Below are 15426 nucleotides of genomic sequence, written 5' to 3'. Positions count from 1 at the left end.
CCAGCCGCCGAACTCGAAAACGCGTTACTTTTACGAGACACACACGAGGCGCGGGGCCGCGCCCAACCAGACGGAATCCATTCAGGGAACGCGAAGACGTCCGCGTCTGGCGCCGGAAAAATCCGGAACGTGAGACTTTGGGTGGTCGCCGCGCCCCCCGAGGACCGGCTGATTCGGGTCTAATCTACCCGCAGATGAATCTGACATCAAACGCGATTTGACAAAATCGAATCTGGGGGACTCTGCCTGCGACTCAGCGGCCGGTTTCCGTGCCTTTCCATGGCGGGAACCTCGAGCCGCACGGGCCGGCCATGGCGTTTGCGATGGCCTCATGGGGTGCCGGTGGATGCAAAAAAGGGCGGCTGACGCCACCCTTCCTTTGTCCGTCTTCCGCGCAGCCGGCTGCGTTCCCTGGACGACGGTCTACCGGTCCTCGAAGCCGGTCAGCACGCCGACGGCATTGATGCCGATCTCCTCGACGGCATAGCCGCCTTCCTGGACGAACAGCGTCGGCAGGCCGAGCTTGGCGATGCGCCGGCCGATCTTGGGATAGTCCGGGCTTTTCAGCTTGAACTGGCTGATCGGGTCCTTCTCGAAAGTGTCGACGCCGAGCGAGACGACGACGATGTCGGGCGCGTAGGCGGCGAGCCTGGCGCAGGCGTCTTCCAGTGAGGCGTTCCAGGCGTCCCAGCCGGTGCCGAACGGCATGGGATAGTTGATATTGAAGCCTTCGCCGGCGCCGGCGCCACGCTCGTCGGCATGGCCGAGGAAGAACGGGTACTCGACCATCGGATCGCCGTGCAGGTTGATCACCTGCACGTCGGCGCGGTCATAGAAGATCTCCTGCGTCCCGTTGCCGTGGTGATAGTCGACGTCGAGGATCGAGACGCGTTTGGCGCCCTGGTCGCGGAACCATTGCGCGGCGACCGCCGCGTTGTTGATGTAGCAGTAGCCGCCCATGAAGCCGGCCCCGGCATGGTGGCCGGGCGGTCGGCAGAGCGCAAAGGCCGCTCTCTCGCCGTCCTTGACCAGGCCGGCGGCGGTCCGCGCCACGTCATAGGATGATTTGATCGCGGCCCAGGTGCCCTCGACGAAGGTGGCGCCGCCGTCGAAGGAATAATAGCCGAGCAGGGCGTCGATGCGCTTGGGCGGCACGTCGCCACGCAGGCCGCGCGTCGGCCAGGTGAAGGGCATCGCCGTACCCGTGTGGCCCTCGGCGATCCATTGCGGCCAGACGGTCGGCAGGAAGTCGATATAGTCTGACCTGTGGACGCGCTTGGCCGCGGCAAGGTCGTGCTCGACCGGTGCGATGATCGCGCCGAGCTTCTCGCTTTCGACCCGCGCCTTGATGAACTCCGCCCGCGAGGGCTTTTCGAAGCCGGGCACGATGGCTGAGGTAACCAGTTCCATCTGGCCGGCATGGCCGGCGTGAAGCGGCGAATAGACAGTCTTCATAAGGTTCCTCTCGAAATGCGAAATTAATCAAGATTGAGATAGGGGGTCACCAAGGCGAGCCACATGACTTCCACATCGTCCTCGATGAGGTCGAACGTCCTGCGATCTTTTTTCAGCCCCACAAGGCGGCAGACGTGCCCGACCTCCATCATCAGCACGCCGAGCCGGCTGGCGATCTTGTCTTCAAGGGCCGGGTTCACATGCCGCAGCCATGCGGCGTAGAGGGCGATGATCTGGTCGTCATATTCGTTCTGGATCGGCCGCAGGTCGGCGTTGCCCGAAATGGCCTCGATCACCGGCATCAGGGTGGCGTTTTCGAGGTAGAGCTTCGAGGTGTCGATGAAGAGCTTGCGCACTTCACGCCGAAACTCTTCCCGGTTGGTCGGCGGGGCGACCTTGATGCGCCGCGCGATCACTTCGGGAAAGGATGACAGCCAGCGCCTGGCGAGGTCCAGAAGAATGGCTTCCTTGTTGGGAAAGTACTGGTAGACCGAACCGACCGACAGGCCGGCGCGCTGCGCGATGGCGAGCGTCGTCGGCGTCTTGGTTCCTTGCTCCCGCGTCAGGATCAGCGCGGCGTCGAGAATCCTGTCGACCACCTTGCTGGACCGTTGTTGCCGCGGCTGCTTGCGCGGTTCAAGCGCTATCCTGGTTTTGCGGTCGAGACTGCGCTTCACTGCTTGATGCCCTCGTTCCCCGCCTGGTCCCAACACAGGCGGAGCGTGCTGTCCACAATACATTCTAAATCCGGCATGTTGACAAACGCGAATAATCAGTCGCATTCTTTTATCCACACTGTCTCTCGGGATAACAAGGGGAATCTCGAAGACAGCGCGCCGGCATCATTCGTTGTCCGATAGCCCACGCTCCGTGGTGTGGCGGGTCGTTGGGCACGAGCTTTGCCGGTCTCAGTCAGTCGTCAAAAGCGCGGAGTCGCGATGTCGGTCACGGGTGCGGGTCATAGTGCGGATCTGATTGTCCTCAACGGTCGTGTGCTGACCATGGACAATGACAATCCCGCCGCCGAAGCCGTTGCCGTCAAGGACGGCGCCATCATCGCCATCGGCAGCAGCACCTCTATCGAAGAGTTCAAGGGACCGGCTACCAAGGTCATCGATGCGCTTGGCGGATCAGTCCTGCCCGGCTTCATCGAAGCCCACATGCATCTGTTTTCCGGCGCCGCCGAGCTCGCCCATCTGCAACTGGCTGGCGTGCATGGGTTCGAGGCGCTGCAGAAGGCGATCCGCGACTATGCAGCGACGCACCCCGACGCGCGGATGCTGGTTGGCCAGAGCGTCGACTACACCGTGCTCGACGACGAGCGGGTGACGCGTCACCATCTCGATGCGATCCTGCCGGACCGGCCTTTCGTCATGGCCGCCCCCGACCACCATACGATGTGGGCCAACACCAAGGCGCTTGAACTGGCCGGCATCCTCAATGGGCGCACGCTTGGGCCGGGCAATGAGATCGTCATGGGCGACGATGGCCTGGCAGCGGGCGAATTGCGCGAAGGCGAGGCCTTCGGCCCGGTTCTCGACCTTGCCGGCGAAGGCCGCGTGCGGCTGGGCCTGGCGACTGGCGGCGAGCCCGACCCGATGCCGTCGGCGGAAGAACGGGCTTTCGACCGCGACATCATGCGGCGCGGGCTTGCCTGGTGCGCGCGCCACGGCATCACCTCGATCCAGAACATGGACGGCAACCTCTACCAGCTCGAACTGCTGGCCGAGATCGAGGCCGAGGAAGGCCTGCCATGCCGCGTGCGGATGCCTTTCCACTACAAGAATTTCATGACGCTCGACATGCTCGGCAAGGCCTCCGTCATGGCCGAACGCTACGACAGCGAGTGGCTGTCATCGGGCATGGTCAAGGTGTTCTACGACGGAGTGCTCGATTCCTGGACGGCGGTCATGATCGAGCCTTATGCCGATCGGCCCGACTGGGTCGGCGAGCCATTGTTCACGCCGCAGCAGTTCATCGATCTGGCAGTCGCCATCGACAGGCGCGGGCTGCAGATCGCGGTGCACTCGATCGGTGACGGCGCGGTGCGCGCCGTGCTCGACGGCTACGAGGCGGCGCAGAAGGCCAATGGCAAGCGTGACAGCCGGCATCGCGTCGAACATATCGAGGTTACCACCACCGCGGACGTACCACGTTTTGCCGAACTCGGCGTCATCGCTTCCATGCAGCCGCCGCATCCGCCCGGCGCCATGGATTTTCCGCTGGAGCCGACAGTGTCGCGCATCGGGCCGGCCCGCTGGCCGCTCAGCTATGCCTGGCGGACGTTGAAGGATGCCGGCGCCCATGTCGTGTTCGCGTCGGACTGGCCGGTATCGCCGATCGATCCGATCCTGGGCATCAAGGCGGCAGTGCTGCGCAAACCGTGGGCAGAAAGCGACCCGGACCAGAGCTTCTCGCTGCATGAATCGATCGCCGCCTACACGGTCGAGGGCGCCTACGCGGAATTCGCCGAGCACCGCAAGGGCATGCTGAAATCAGGCTACATGGCGGATCTGGTGGTGCTGTCGGCCGATATCGAGAAGACGGCGCCGGCCGATCTGCACAAGCTGCGGCCGGTGACGACGATCTGCGGCGGCAAGATCACCTATCAGGCCTGACAATGGCATGAGGCTTGCTGTCTAAGGACTGACTGAACTGTGATTCAATGCCGGGCTTGCCATCCTACCGGCCATGTGGTCACATCCAACAGGGGACAAACTCCGCCAGCAAGAGCGGGGTCAACAGTGAGGCGTAATCGTGCCGGACAAACCGGATCGGAATGCGATTGAAGTAGTAAACGTCAGCAAAATTTTCGGATCGGGTGAAGGGCAGGTCGCTGCCCTCGACAAGGTCTCGGTGTCCATCCGCGAAAACGAGTTCTTCACGCTGCTGGGACCGTCCGGCTGCGGCAAGACCACCTTGCTGCGATTGATCGCCGGCTTCGACTTTCCAACAGCCGGCGAGATCCTGCTCTACGGCCAGGACATCGCGCCATTGCCGCCCTTCAAGCGGCCGGTCAACACCGTCTTCCAGTCCTACGCGCTGTTCCCGCACATGACGGTCGCCGACAATATCGGCTTTGGCCTTGAAATGCTGGGCAAGCCGAGGGCCGAGATCAAGGCGCGCGTCGCCGAGATGTTGAAGCTGGTCAAGATGGAAGCTCTGGCCGGTCGTCGCACCGGCCAAATTTCCGGCGGCCAGCAGCAGCGCGTGGCGCTGGCCCGGGCGCTGGCGCCGCAGCCGAAGGTGCTGTTGCTCGACGAACCGCTCTCGGCGCTCGACTACAAGCTGCGCAAGGAGATGCAGATCGAGCTGAAGCGGCTACAGCACGAGACCGGCATCACCTTCATCTTCGTCACCCACGACCAGGAAGAAGCGTTGACCATGTCGGACCGCATCGCGGTGATGTCGTCGGGCAAGATCCTGCAGGTCGGCTCGCCTTGGGACATCTACGACAAGCCGGCGGAACGCTTCGTGGCCGACTTCATCGGCGAAACCAATTTCCTCACCGCCGCCATCTCGGGCGTCGGCAGTGGCAAGGCGCGCGCGACGCTCAAATCCGGTACCACCATCGAGGCGACCGTTGCCGAAGGCTTTCAGCCGAAGGACAACGCCACCGTGGTGGTGAGGCCCGAGCATGCCAAGCTGACCAAGGACAAGGGCGACCTGTCGGGCACGGTCGAGAACATCGTCTATTTCGGCACCGACACGCATATCCATGTCCATCTCGACAGCGGCGAGGCCTTCACCGTGCGCCAGCAGAACACGCGCAGCGCGGGCTGCGGTTTCGAGCGCGGCGACAAGGTCGGCATCATCGTCGGCAACGACGCCGCGCAAGTGCTGAGGGACTGATGGCCACCGCGGAAGAAGTCGCCAAGGCAGCGGAACGGCGCGATGTCCGTGACCGCTGGCTTTTGTCAGCGCCGGCGCTGCTGGTCATTCTGTTTGCCGCGACCGGCCCGTTGCTGATCGTGCTGGTCTATTCGTTCCTGACCCCCGGCGCCTATGGCGACGTGAAATGGCAATTCTCGGCCGATGCCTGGACGTCGGTATTCCTGGAACGTGATATTTTCGACGATACGCTGTCGCTCGCGGCGGCGCATGTCACCATCTTCTGGCGCTCGATCAAGCTTGCGGTGGTGACGACGCTCGCCACCTTGGCACTCGGTTTCCCGACCGCCTATTTCATGGCCACGCGTAGTGAGAAAACACGCGATCTCTGGCTGTTCCTGATCACCATCCCGTTCTGGACCAATCTCCTGATCCGCACCTTCGCCGTGCTGCAGATCATCCGCAACGAAGGCATCGTCAACACGATCCTGCTCAAGCTAGGCATCGTCTCGGCGCCGGTCCAGATCCTCTACACCGACACGGCGATCCTCATTGGCATGGCCTATGTCTACCTGCCGCTGATGGTGCTGCCGATCTATGCCAGCATGGAGAAGCTCGACTTCCGGCTGGTCGAGGCGGGCTACGATCTCTACGCGACGCGCTTCAAGGTTTTGCGCAAGATCATTTTCCCGCTGGTCAAACCTGGTGTCATTGCCGGCTCCATCCTGGTCTTCATTCCGGCGCTCGGCGCCTATGTGACGCCGAGCGTCCTCGGCGGCGGCAAGAACATGATGCTGTCCAACCTGATCGAATTGCAGTTCGGACAGGGCCGCAACTGGCCGCTCGGCTCGGCCCTGTCGATCACGGTGATGATCATCGTCATGGCGGCGCTGCTTGCCTATGTGCGCAATGCCGGCAAGTCAGGGGTGCGGCATGGCTAGCAACTTCTCCATCAAGCACCAGCCGGGCTTCACCGCGATCGCGGCGACATGCTTCATCGTGCTCTACCTGCCGATTTTCGTGCTGGTGGTCTATGCCTTCAATGCGGCAAGCTCGACCTCGGAGTGGGGCGGCTTTTCGCTGAAATGGTTCCAGTCGGCATACCAGAACACGCAAGTCATCGATGCGACGCTGCGCTCGTTCCAGATCGGCGCCATCGCGGCGGTGCTGTCGACCATCTTCGCCACCATGGCCGCGCTCGCCACCACGCGCACGGCGTCCTATCCCGGTCTCACCTTCAAATACGCGGCGATCAACCAGCCGCTGATGGTGCCCGAGATCGTCACCGGCGTGGCGCTGCTGATCTTCTTCTCGCGCATCAAGATCTTCACCGGCTATTCCGGCATCGGCTATCTGGTCGCCGCGCATACGGCGTTCTGCATCCCCTTTGCCTATCTGCCGATCCGGGCGCGGCTGGAGAACATGGACCTGACGCTCGAGCGCGCCGCGGCAGATCTCTACGCCACGCCGTGGAAGACCTTCCGCCGCATCACGCTGCCGCTTTTGTGGCCCGGCATCCTGGCCGGGCTGATGCTGGCCTTCGTCATCTCGCTCGACGACGTCGTCATCACCGAATTCGTCAAATCGGGCGGCCAGGACACGCTGCCCACCTACATGCTCGGCCAGATCCGCCGCGGCATCACACCCGAGATCAACGCGATATCGACCGCCTTCCTGCTGCTTTCGGTCGCGATCGTCACGTTGTTTTTCTTCGTCAGCAGGAAACGAGACTGAACCTGAAATGGGAGTTAGAACGATGAACTGGAAGACAACGGCGAGCGCCATGGGGTTGGCGCTGCTCGCTTCGACGGGCCTTGCCCGCGCCGATGGCGTGCTCAACATCTACAATTGGGGCAACTACACCAGTCCCGACGTGATCAAGAAGTTCGAAGCTAAATACAACGTCAAGGTCACGATCACCGACTACGATTCCAACGATACGGCGCTGGCCAAGGTCCGCCAGGGCGGCACCGGCTTCGACATAGCCGTGCCTTCGCAGACCTACGTGCCGATCTGGATCAAGGAGGGCCTCGTCCAGGAGACCGACCCGGGCCAGATGGAGAACGCCAAGAACATCGCGCCCGAATGGGCCAATCCCGACTTCGACCCCGGCCGTAAATACACTGTTCCGTGGGCCTGGGGCACGATCGGCGTCGTCGTCAATACCGATGCCTACAAGGGCCCGGCCAACACCTGGGGCATCATCTTCAACACGCCTGACGAACTGAAGGGCAAGACCAACGTCGTGCCGGAGATGGGCGACGTGATGTTCGCCGCGATCAAGTATGTCGGCGGCCAGCAGTGCACCAACGACAAGGCGGTGCTGAAGAAGGTGCGTGATCTCCTGGTGGCGGCCAAGCCGAACTGGATCGCCATGGAATACAACACCATCGAGAAGATGGGCGCCGGCGACTTCAAGGCAACCAGCGACTGGAACGGCTCGGCGCTGCGCCAGCGCCTGGCCAATCCGGCCATCCACTTCAACTATCCGAAGGAAGGCTACGGCCTGTGGAGCGACAACGTCGTCGTCCTGAAGGAAGCCAAGAACGTCGAGAACGCCAAGCTGTTCCAGAACTTCATCATGGATCCGGAAAACGCGGCGGGCCTGTCGGCCTTCCACCGTTACGCCAATGCCATCACCGGTTCGGACAAGTATATGCCGGCCGACATGAAGGACGCTCCGGAAGTCGTCATCCCGGCAGACGCCAAGCCGCTTGGTGAACTGCAGCAGATGTGCGCGCCAGAGACGCAGGAGCTCTACACCAAGATCTGGACCGAACTGCAGAAGTAGTCACAGACCCCAGGGGGCCCGGCGGCATATGCCGCCGGGCCTTTTCTTTTCCGGGAATGGCCTTTCATGGACTCCTACCGCAACAGCGATCCGCGGCCGCCGATCATGCAGGGCTCGCCGCCCGCAATGGTGCCGCCGAAGCTCGACTGGGACAGGCCGCCCTGGAACCGCTGGGCTTTCCAGCACATCAGGGAAATTCTGCCGACCGCCGAAGTCTGGCGCGGCACTGGCCACCGCCGTCGTCTCGAACGCGCCGAGGCCGATCTCGACGGACTGGCGGTCGAGGACAGCGGGGGCAGGCCTTCGACGCTCGCCGGCTTGCTCGACGAGACCTATACGGACGGGTTCCTGGTGCTCAAGCACGGCAAGGTCGCCTATGAGCGTTATTTCAACGGCATGGACGAACGCACGCTGCATCTGTCGCAATCGATGGCCAAGTCCGTCACCGGCTCGGTGTTCGGCATACTGGCCGGACGCGGCCTGATCGATCCGGCCAGGCCGGTCACCGATTATTTGCCGGAGCTTGGCGCCACCGGCTGGGCCGGCGCCAGCGTCCAGCATGTGCTGGACATGGCCACCGGCGTGCGGTTCTCCGAGGAATATACCGACCGCTATTCCGACATCGGTCAGGTCGATGTCGCCACCGGCTGGAAGCCGGTGCCACCGGGCAGCGATCCGGATTTCCGCTGGCCCTCACACATGTTCGAGCTGATCCTGGGCTTGAAAGAGACGGTGCGCCCGCACGGCGCTCAGTTCGAATACCGCTCGATCGAGACGGATGTGCTCGCCTTCATCATGGAACGGGTGACCGGCAAGCGGCTGGCGCAGCTGGTTTCCGAGGAACTCTGGCAAAAGCTCGGCGCCGACGAAAGCGCCTGCTTCACCGTCGACAGCGCCGGCTATGCGCTGGCCGATGGCGGCTTCAACGCGACGCTGCGCGACTACGCCCGCTTTGGCCAGTTGATCCTCGACAATGGCGGCGGCATCGTGCCGGCCGACTGGATCGAGGCGACGCGCACTGGCACGCATGGTCCGGATTTCTCCGTCAGCCTGCCCGATGGCAGCTACCGCAACCAGTTCTGGATCGAGAATTCCAGGTCGCGGGCGCTGATGTGCCGGGGTGTGTTCGGGCAGTTGATCCACATCGACTGGAACACCGGAATGGTGGTGGTGAAGCTGTCGACCTACCCGGATTTCAGCAACATGGCCTATTCCGTGGCAACGCTGAAGGCCGTGCACGCCATCGCCGCGGCGCTCGCCTGAACCTCAAGAAAGAAAAGACTGGGAGGAAACGCCATGACCGGCAAGACCGCGTTCGAGACCCGCTACGGCTTCCGCCGCAACGAGGTGCTGCTCGGCAACTGGCGCGAGAACCCGTTCAACCGCTGGTCATTCCAGAATCTCGGCGAACTGGTGCCGACGGCTCGCGTGGCCGCGTCACCGGGCGTCGTCGAAGCTCCGGTGCGCGACTTGGCCGGCTTGCTCGGCGAAAAGGTTTCGATTGCCGGTGCGCCAGAGACGGTGGCCGCATTCCTCTTGCGCTCCAGCACCGACGCGCTGACGGTGATGAAAGGCGGCAAGGTCATAGGCGACTGGTTCGCCCCGCATATGGATTTCGGCGCCCGCCACATCATCTTCTCGATCAGCAAATCGGTGACCGCCATCATCGCCGGCATACTGGAAGGCGAGGGGGTGTTCGACCCCAAGGCGCCGGTGACGCAATACGTCCCCGAAGCCGTCGGTTCAGCCTATGGTGATGCCAGCGCGCGGCATGTGCTCGACATGAGCGTCAGCCTCGATTTCGAGGAGGCCTATCTCGATCCGGAAAGCGCCTTTGCCCGCTATCGTCGCGCCACGCTGTGGAATCCCGGCGGCGGCACCGAAAGCCTGCGCGAATTCATCCTGACCCTGCAGCGGCTCGCCGAGCCGCATGGCCAGACCTTCCGCTACCGCTCGCCCAATTCCGACCTGCTCGGCCTGCTGTTGGAGCGGGCGTCGGGACAGCGCTTCCCCGATCTGATGCGCGAGAAACTGTGGCTGCCGCTCGGCGCCGTCAGCGAAGCCTCGATCGGCGTCGACATGGAAGGCACGGCACGCACCGCAGGCGGCATTTCGGTGACGCCGCGTGACCTGGCGCGCATCGGCGAGATGATGCGGCAAGGCGGCACGGCCAATGGCCGCCGCATCGTGCCCGAGGCCTGGGTGCGCGACACCACGGTCACCGGCGGCAGCTCGGAAGCCTGGCAGCGCGGTGCGATGCTGCCGTTGTTCCCGCAGGGCCGCTACCGCAACAAATGGTATCAGACCGGCTTCGAAAATGGCGCCTATTGCGGCATCGGCATCCATGGCCAGTGGCTTTACGTCGATCCCAGGACCGAAGTGGTGATCGCCAAGATGTCGTCGCAGCCGGAGCCGGTCGACGATCCTCTGGATGTCGAGATCGTCGCGTTCTTCGAGGCGCTGAGCCGGATGATTTGAGTTGGGGGTGGTGAGCCGGTTTATCAAACGGTAGCGCCGCCCCTCATCGCCCTGCCGGGCACTTCTCCCCGTATAGGGACGGGGAGAAGGAGCTGGCAGCAATGTCGGCTCACTTCTTGCGACGTTGGTGATTGGCGAAGCCAGTGAGACAGCCCCTCTCCCCGTCACTATACGGGGAGAGGATGCCGGCAGGCAGGTGAGGGGCAACGCTGACGTTCGATAGCAGACATGCTTTCCTGTGGACCTCGCGCACCGGCGAAGCGCTCAGCAGTTGGCGATGTGAACGTCGGCGCCTATGGTCGCCGCTCTTTTCGAAAAGAGTGGGAATAACATGGCATCCGACATCAAGCGCATCGCAGCCATCATCGCGGCCGAAATCAAGGCGCGGCCCGAACAGGCGGCCGCAGCGATCGGACTGCTCGATGAGGGTGCGACGGTGCCGTTCGTGGCGCGCTACCGCAAGGAAGTGACCGGCGGGCTGGACGACACGCAGCTGCGCGACCTTGCCGAGCGGCTCGCCTATCTGCGCGAGCTCGATGCGCGCCGCGCCACCATCCTTGGCTCGATCCGCGAACAGGGCAAGCTGACCGAAGAGCTTGAAACCAAGATCGCGGCGGCGGTCACCAAGGCGGAGCTGGAAGACATCTATCTCCCCTACAAGCCGAAGCGCCGCACCAAGGCCGAGATCGCCCGCGAGCGAGGCCTGGGGGCTTTGGCGGAGGCAATCCTCGCAGACCGCTCGCTGGTGCCCGCTGAGGTGGCGCTGGCGTATGTGACCGAGGAGGTGGCCGACGCCAAGGCGGCGCTCGAGGGCGCGCGCGACATCCTGTCGGAGCAGTTCGCGGAAAATGCCGATCTGGTCGGCAAGCTGCGGACCTACATGAAGGAGCGCGCCTTCCTGCGGGCCAGGGTGGTCGATGGCAAGCAGGAAGCCGGCGCGAAATTCTCGGACTATTTCGACCATGTCGAGCGATGGTCCACGGCGCCAAGCCACCGCGCGCTGGCCATGCTGCGCGGCCGCAACGAGGAAGTGCTGTCGCTGGACATCGAGGTCGACGCGGATGACACCTCGCCGGTGAAGCCGGTCGAGCGGATGATCGCCAACGCCTATGCCATCGGCGGCAGCCTGCCGGGCGACCGCTGGCTGATGGAGGTCGCCGGCTGGACCTGGCGGATAAAACTGTCGCTGCACCTGACGCTCGATCTGATGCGCGACCTGCGCGAACGGGCCGAGGAAGAGGCGATCCACGTCTTTGCCCGCAACCTGAAGGATCTGCTGCTGGCGGCACCCGCCGGCTCGCGGCCGACGATGGGGCTCGATCCCGGCATCCGCACCGGCGTCAAGGTGGCGGTGGTGGATGGCACCGGCAAGCTGGTGGCGACGACAACGGTCTATCCGTTCCCGCCGAGGAACGATGTGCGTGGCACGCAGGCCGAGCTTGCCGCGCTGATCCGCCAGCACAAGGTGGAACTGATCTCGATCGGCAACGGCACCGGCAGCAGAGAAACGGAAAAGCTGGTGGCCGACATGCTGTCCGATATGCCCGCGGGGGCAGGTCCGAAGCCGCTCAAGGTGATCGTCAGCGAGGCGGGTGCCTCGGTCTATTCGGCCTCGGCGGCGGCGGCGGCCGAGTTTCCCGGCCTCGACGTGTCGCTGCGCGGCGCGGTGTCGATCGCTCGGCGCCTGCAGGACCCGCTGGCCGAGCTGGTCAAGATCGAGCCGAAATCCATCGGTGTCGGCCAGTATCAGCACGATGTCGACCAGTACCGGCTCGGCCGCTCGCTGGAAGCTGTCGTGGAGGACGCCGTCAACGCGGTCGGCGTTGATCTCAACACCGCCTCGGCGCCGTTGCTGGCGCGCGTCTCGGGCCTCGGCGCGTCGCTCGCCGACGCCATTGTCGCACATCGCGATGCGACCGGACCATTCGCCAGCCGCAAGGAACTGCTCAAGGTGGCGCGGCTTGGACCGCGCGCCTTTGAACAGTCCGCCGGCTTCCTGCGCATTGCCAATGGCAGCGAGCCGCTCGATGCCTCGTCGGTGCATCCGGAAGCTTATGGCGTGGCCAAGAAGATCGTGGCGGCCTGCGGCCGCGACGTGCGTTCGCTGATGGGCGACAGCGCGGCGCTCAAGGCGCTCGATCCCCGTGTCTTCGTCGACGAGCGTTTCGGCCTGCCGACGGTGCGCGATATTCTGGCGGAGTTGGAGAAGCCCGGCCGCGACCCGCGCCCCGGCTTCAAGACCGCGACCTTCGCCGACGGCATCGACGACATCAAGGACCTGAAGCCCGGCATGCTGCTGGAAGGGACGGTGACCAACGTGGCGGCGTTTGGCGCCTTCGTCGATATCGGCGTCCACCAGGACGGGCTGGTGCATGTCTCGCAGCTTGCCGACCGTTTCATCAAGGACGCGCATGAGGTGGTCAAGGCCGGCGACGTGGTCAAGGTGCGCGTCGTCGATGTCGACATCAAGCGCAAGCGCATCGCGCTGTCCATGCGCAGGGATGGCGGCGAGGGCGGCGCATCGAAGGGCGGACCGCGCGACAATGGCGGCGGCAGACCGGCGCCACGCTCGCCGGCGCCGCAGCGCCAGCCGGAGCGGCCGGCAGAGCAAGGTGCGTTTGGCGCGGCGCTGGCGGACGCGCTGAAGCGGAAGTAGCTACCACGCCAGAACAGCCGGCTCCTTCTCGAGCCGGCCCAGCAGCCAGTCTCGAAAACTGGCAACCGGTGGATAGCCGCGCTTGTCGCGGGGAACGACGAGGTAATAGGCGCTGCGGCTTTGCATCGGCTGGCCGGGCGCTGGCACAAGCTGGCCGCGCTGTAATTCACCCTCGATGAGGAGCAGCGGCAACAGCGCCACGCCGAGCCCCGCCATGCAGGCCTGGGCGGCGGTGCCGAACTGTTCGAACTGCATTCCGGGTCCGGTCGGAGCGCTCAGAGCCTGATGCTCGAACCATTCCGTCCAGGCGCCTGGGCGCGTCGTCATGTGCAGCAGCGGCAAACGGCCGATGTCGGCCGGCGTGGCGATGGCGCGGCCGGCGAGGAATTCGGGCGACACCACCGGCGCCACCGTTTCGCGCACCAGAAGCGTCGAGTCGGCTTCCGGCCAGTCCGGCAGGCCGAAGTGGATGGCCGCATCCAGCCTCTCCCTGGCGAAGTCGAAGCGGCCGACGCGGGTGACGAAGTTGATGGTTATGTCGGGGTTGCTTTCGACGAAATCGGGGATCATCGGCATCAGCCAGCGCGTGCCGAAGGTCGGCAGAATGGCGAGGTTCAGGATGCCGCTATGCTGATTGCTCATCAATCCGAGCGCCGCGTCGCGCAATTGGCCAAGGGCCGAACGCACCGTCTCGGCATAGATTTCGCCTGCCGTGGACAGGCGGACGTTGCGGCTGTCGCGCTCGAACAATCGGCGGCCGAACTGATCTTCCAACAGCCGGATCTGCCGGCTGACCGCACCCTGGGTCAAATCCAGCTCCTGGGCAGCGGCGGTGAAGGAGCCGAGCCGGGCCACCGCCTCGAAGGCGGCGAGGGCACTGATGTTGGGCAAAAGGCGACGCTGGACACTCATGATCCATTCCTAACGCTCATTGATCGGTGAAGCAATTTCGTTTGATTTTTTCAAGGCACAGGCCGATAAGCCGGGCTTCACCCTTCGAAGGATCGAAAAGCCATGGCCGCTGACAAGAATGCATTCGTCTGGGAAGACCCGTTCCTGATCGAGGGCCAGCTTTCGGAAGATGAGCGTATGGTGCGCGACGGCGCTGCCGCCTTTGCCGCCGACAAGCTCGCGCCGCGCATCGAGGAAGCGTATCTCAACGAGACTTTCGACACGGCGATCTTCCGCGAGATGGGCGAGGCCGGCCTGCTCGGCATCAACATCCCGGAGGAGTTCGGTGGCCTCGGCGCAAACTATGTCACCTATGGGCTGGTGGCGCGGGAAGTCGAACGTGTCGATTCCGGCTACCGCTCGATGATGTCGGTGCAGTCGTCGCTGGTGATGTATCCAATTTACGCCTATGGCTCGGATGAACAGCGCAAGAAGTACCTGCCGAAGCTCGCCAGTGGCGAATGGATCGGCTGTTTTGGCCTGACCGAGCCGGATGCCGGCTCCGACCCCGGCGGCATGAAGACCCGCGCCGAAAAGACCGCCAACGGTTACAAGCTGACCGGCTCCAAGATGTGGATTTCCAATGCGCCGGTCGCCGACGTGTTCGTCGTCTGGGCGAAGGTGAAGGGCGAGAACGGCAAGGACGAGATCCGCGGTTTCGTGCTGGAAAAGGGCATGAAGGGGCTTTCGGCCCCCAAGATCGGCGGCAAGCTCTCGCTGCGCGCTTCGATCACCGGCGAAGTGGTGATGGAAGGCGTCGAGGTCGGCGAGGACGCGCTGCTGCCCAATGCCAAGGGCCTCGGCGGACCGTTCGGTTGCCTCAACCGGGCCCGCTTCGGCATTTCCTGGGGCTCGATGGGAGCGGCGGAAGATTGCTGGCATCGCGCTCGCCAGTATGGCCTGGACCGCAAGCAGTTCGGCAAGCCGCTGGCCGGCACCCAGCTTTACCAGAAGAAGCTCGCCGACATGCAAACCGAGATCGCGCTTGGGCTGCAGGCATCCTTGCGCGTCGGGCGGCTGCTCGACGAGGGCAAGATGGCGCCGGAGATGATCTCGATCGTCAAGCGCAACAATTGCGGCAAGGCGCTCGATATCGCCCGCCAGGCCCGCGACATGCATGGCGGCAACGGCATCCAGATCGGCTACCACGTGATGCGCCACGCGCAGAACCTCGAGACCGTCAACACCTATGAGGGCACGCATGACGTGCATGCGCTGATCCTTGGACGGGCGCAGACGGGGATACAGGCGTTCTTTTGAGCGA

The 15426-nt window shown here is 64.0% G+C and carries 12 protein-coding genes; 9 read left to right on the top strand and 3 right to left on the bottom strand.

All coding sequences use genetic code 11. The features are described 5' to 3' along the window. Positions 1-423: 423 nt before the first annotated feature. Together EN804_RS06595 and EN804_RS06590 are read right to left on the bottom strand one after the other, a co-directional pair. The gene (locus tag EN804_RS06595) at positions 424-1455 is read right to left on the bottom strand and encodes a histone deacetylase family protein (protein ID WP_135918956.1); all 1032 of its coding nucleotides are present in this window, start codon (positions 1453-1455) and stop codon (positions 424-426) included. A 23-nt stretch (positions 1456-1478) separates the two neighbouring features. Further along, on the bottom strand, positions 1479-2132 hold the full coding sequence (locus EN804_RS06590; RefSeq protein WP_127275702.1) for a TetR/AcrR family transcriptional regulator: 654 nt from the start codon (positions 2130-2132) through the stop codon (positions 1479-1481). 261 nt (positions 2133-2393) lie between these two features. On the opposite strand from EN804_RS06590, the gene EN804_RS06585 reads away from it, so the two are divergent. The 8 genes from EN804_RS06585 (at position 2394) to EN804_RS06545 (ending at position 13211) form a co-directional block, all read left to right on the top strand. After that, positions 2394-4073: an amidohydrolase gene (locus EN804_RS06585; RefSeq protein ID WP_135918955.1), complete on the top strand. Its 1680-nt coding sequence runs from the start codon at positions 2394-2396 to the stop codon at positions 4071-4073. A gap of 139 nt (positions 4074-4212) precedes the next feature. Then, positions 4213-5307: an ABC transporter ATP-binding protein gene (locus EN804_RS06580; protein ID WP_127869862.1), complete on the top strand. Its 1095-nt coding sequence runs from the start codon at positions 4213-4215 to the stop codon at positions 5305-5307. Then, positions 5307-6227, top strand: a complete 921-nt coding sequence (locus EN804_RS06575; protein WP_135918954.1) for an ABC transporter permease — start codon at positions 5307-5309, stop codon at positions 6225-6227. The genes EN804_RS06580 and EN804_RS06575 overlap by 1 nt, the downstream gene beginning before the upstream one ends. After that, the gene (locus EN804_RS06570) at positions 6220-7020 is read left to right on the top strand and encodes an ABC transporter permease (RefSeq protein WP_127275698.1); all 801 of its coding nucleotides are present in this window, start codon (positions 6220-6222) and stop codon (positions 7018-7020) included. Before EN804_RS06575 ends, EN804_RS06570 begins: the two co-directional genes overlap by 8 nt. A 22-nt stretch (positions 7021-7042) precedes the next feature. Next, entirely contained in the window at positions 7043-8077 is a 1035-nt protein-coding gene (locus tag EN804_RS06565; RefSeq protein ID WP_127275697.1) for an extracellular solute-binding protein, read from the top strand. A 66-nt stretch (positions 8078-8143) separates the two neighbouring features. Beyond that, positions 8144-9340 carry a serine hydrolase gene (locus EN804_RS06560; RefSeq protein ID WP_135918953.1) on the top strand — a complete coding sequence of 399 codons (1197 nt, stop codon included), beginning with the start codon at positions 8144-8146 and terminating at the stop codon, positions 9338-9340. Between the two features lie 33 nt (positions 9341-9373). After that, positions 9374-10555 carry a serine hydrolase gene (locus EN804_RS06555; protein WP_135918952.1) on the top strand — a complete coding sequence of 394 codons (1182 nt, stop codon included), beginning with the start codon at positions 9374-9376 and terminating at the stop codon, positions 10553-10555. Positions 10556-10886: 331 nt separating this feature from the next. Further along, positions 10887-13211, top strand: a complete 2325-nt coding sequence (locus tag EN804_RS06545) for a Tex family protein (RefSeq protein WP_127280465.1) — start codon at positions 10887-10889, stop codon at positions 13209-13211. Here the strand turns inward: EN804_RS06545 and EN804_RS06540 are convergent, their stop codons facing one another. Next, positions 13212-14123 (bottom strand): LysR family transcriptional regulator, encoded by a 912-nt coding sequence (locus EN804_RS06540; RefSeq protein WP_135865527.1) that lies wholly within the window; start codon positions 14121-14123, stop codon positions 13212-13214. 102 nt (positions 14124-14225) lie between these two features. On the opposite strand from EN804_RS06540, the gene EN804_RS06535 reads away from it, so the two are divergent. Then, on the top strand, positions 14226-15422 hold the full coding sequence (locus EN804_RS06535) for an acyl-CoA dehydrogenase (RefSeq protein ID WP_127279617.1): 1197 nt from the start codon (positions 14226-14228) through the stop codon (positions 15420-15422). Positions 15423-15426: the final 4 nt, after the last annotated feature.

Origin of the sequence: Mesorhizobium sp. M8A.F.Ca.ET.161.01.1.1, from assembly GCF_004792105.1 — a bacterium.
GTDB lineage: Bacteria > Pseudomonadota > Alphaproteobacteria > Rhizobiales > Rhizobiaceae > Mesorhizobium.
Note: the sequence above shows the minus strand (reverse complement) of the source record. Positions and strands in the feature narration are given on the sequence as shown.

Coding starts and splice junctions, on each gene's coding strand:
- EN804_RS06595 (WP_135918956.1), bottom strand. CDS start 1,455: ATGAAGACTGTCTATTCGCCGCTTCACGCCGGCCATGCCGGCCAGATG.
- EN804_RS06585 (WP_135918955.1), top strand. CDS start 2,394: ATGTCGGTCACGGGTGCGGGTCATAGTGCGGATCTGATTGTCCTCAAC.
- EN804_RS06575 (WP_135918954.1), top strand. CDS start 5,307: ATGGCCACCGCGGAAGAAGTCGCCAAGGCAGCGGAACGGCGCGATGTC.
- EN804_RS06570 (WP_127275698.1), top strand. CDS start 6,220: ATGGCTAGCAACTTCTCCATCAAGCACCAGCCGGGCTTCACCGCGATC.
- EN804_RS06565 (WP_127275697.1), top strand. CDS start 7,043: ATGAACTGGAAGACAACGGCGAGCGCCATGGGGTTGGCGCTGCTCGCT.
- EN804_RS06560 (WP_135918953.1), top strand. CDS start 8,144: ATGGACTCCTACCGCAACAGCGATCCGCGGCCGCCGATCATGCAGGGC.
- EN804_RS06555 (WP_135918952.1), top strand. CDS start 9,374: ATGACCGGCAAGACCGCGTTCGAGACCCGCTACGGCTTCCGCCGCAAC.
- EN804_RS06545 (WP_127280465.1), top strand. CDS start 10,887: ATGGCATCCGACATCAAGCGCATCGCAGCCATCATCGCGGCCGAAATC.
- EN804_RS06540 (WP_135865527.1), bottom strand. CDS start 14,123: ATGAGTGTCCAGCGTCGCCTTTTGCCCAACATCAGTGCCCTCGCCGCC.
- EN804_RS06535 (WP_127279617.1), top strand. CDS start 14,226: ATGGCCGCTGACAAGAATGCATTCGTCTGGGAAGACCCGTTCCTGATC.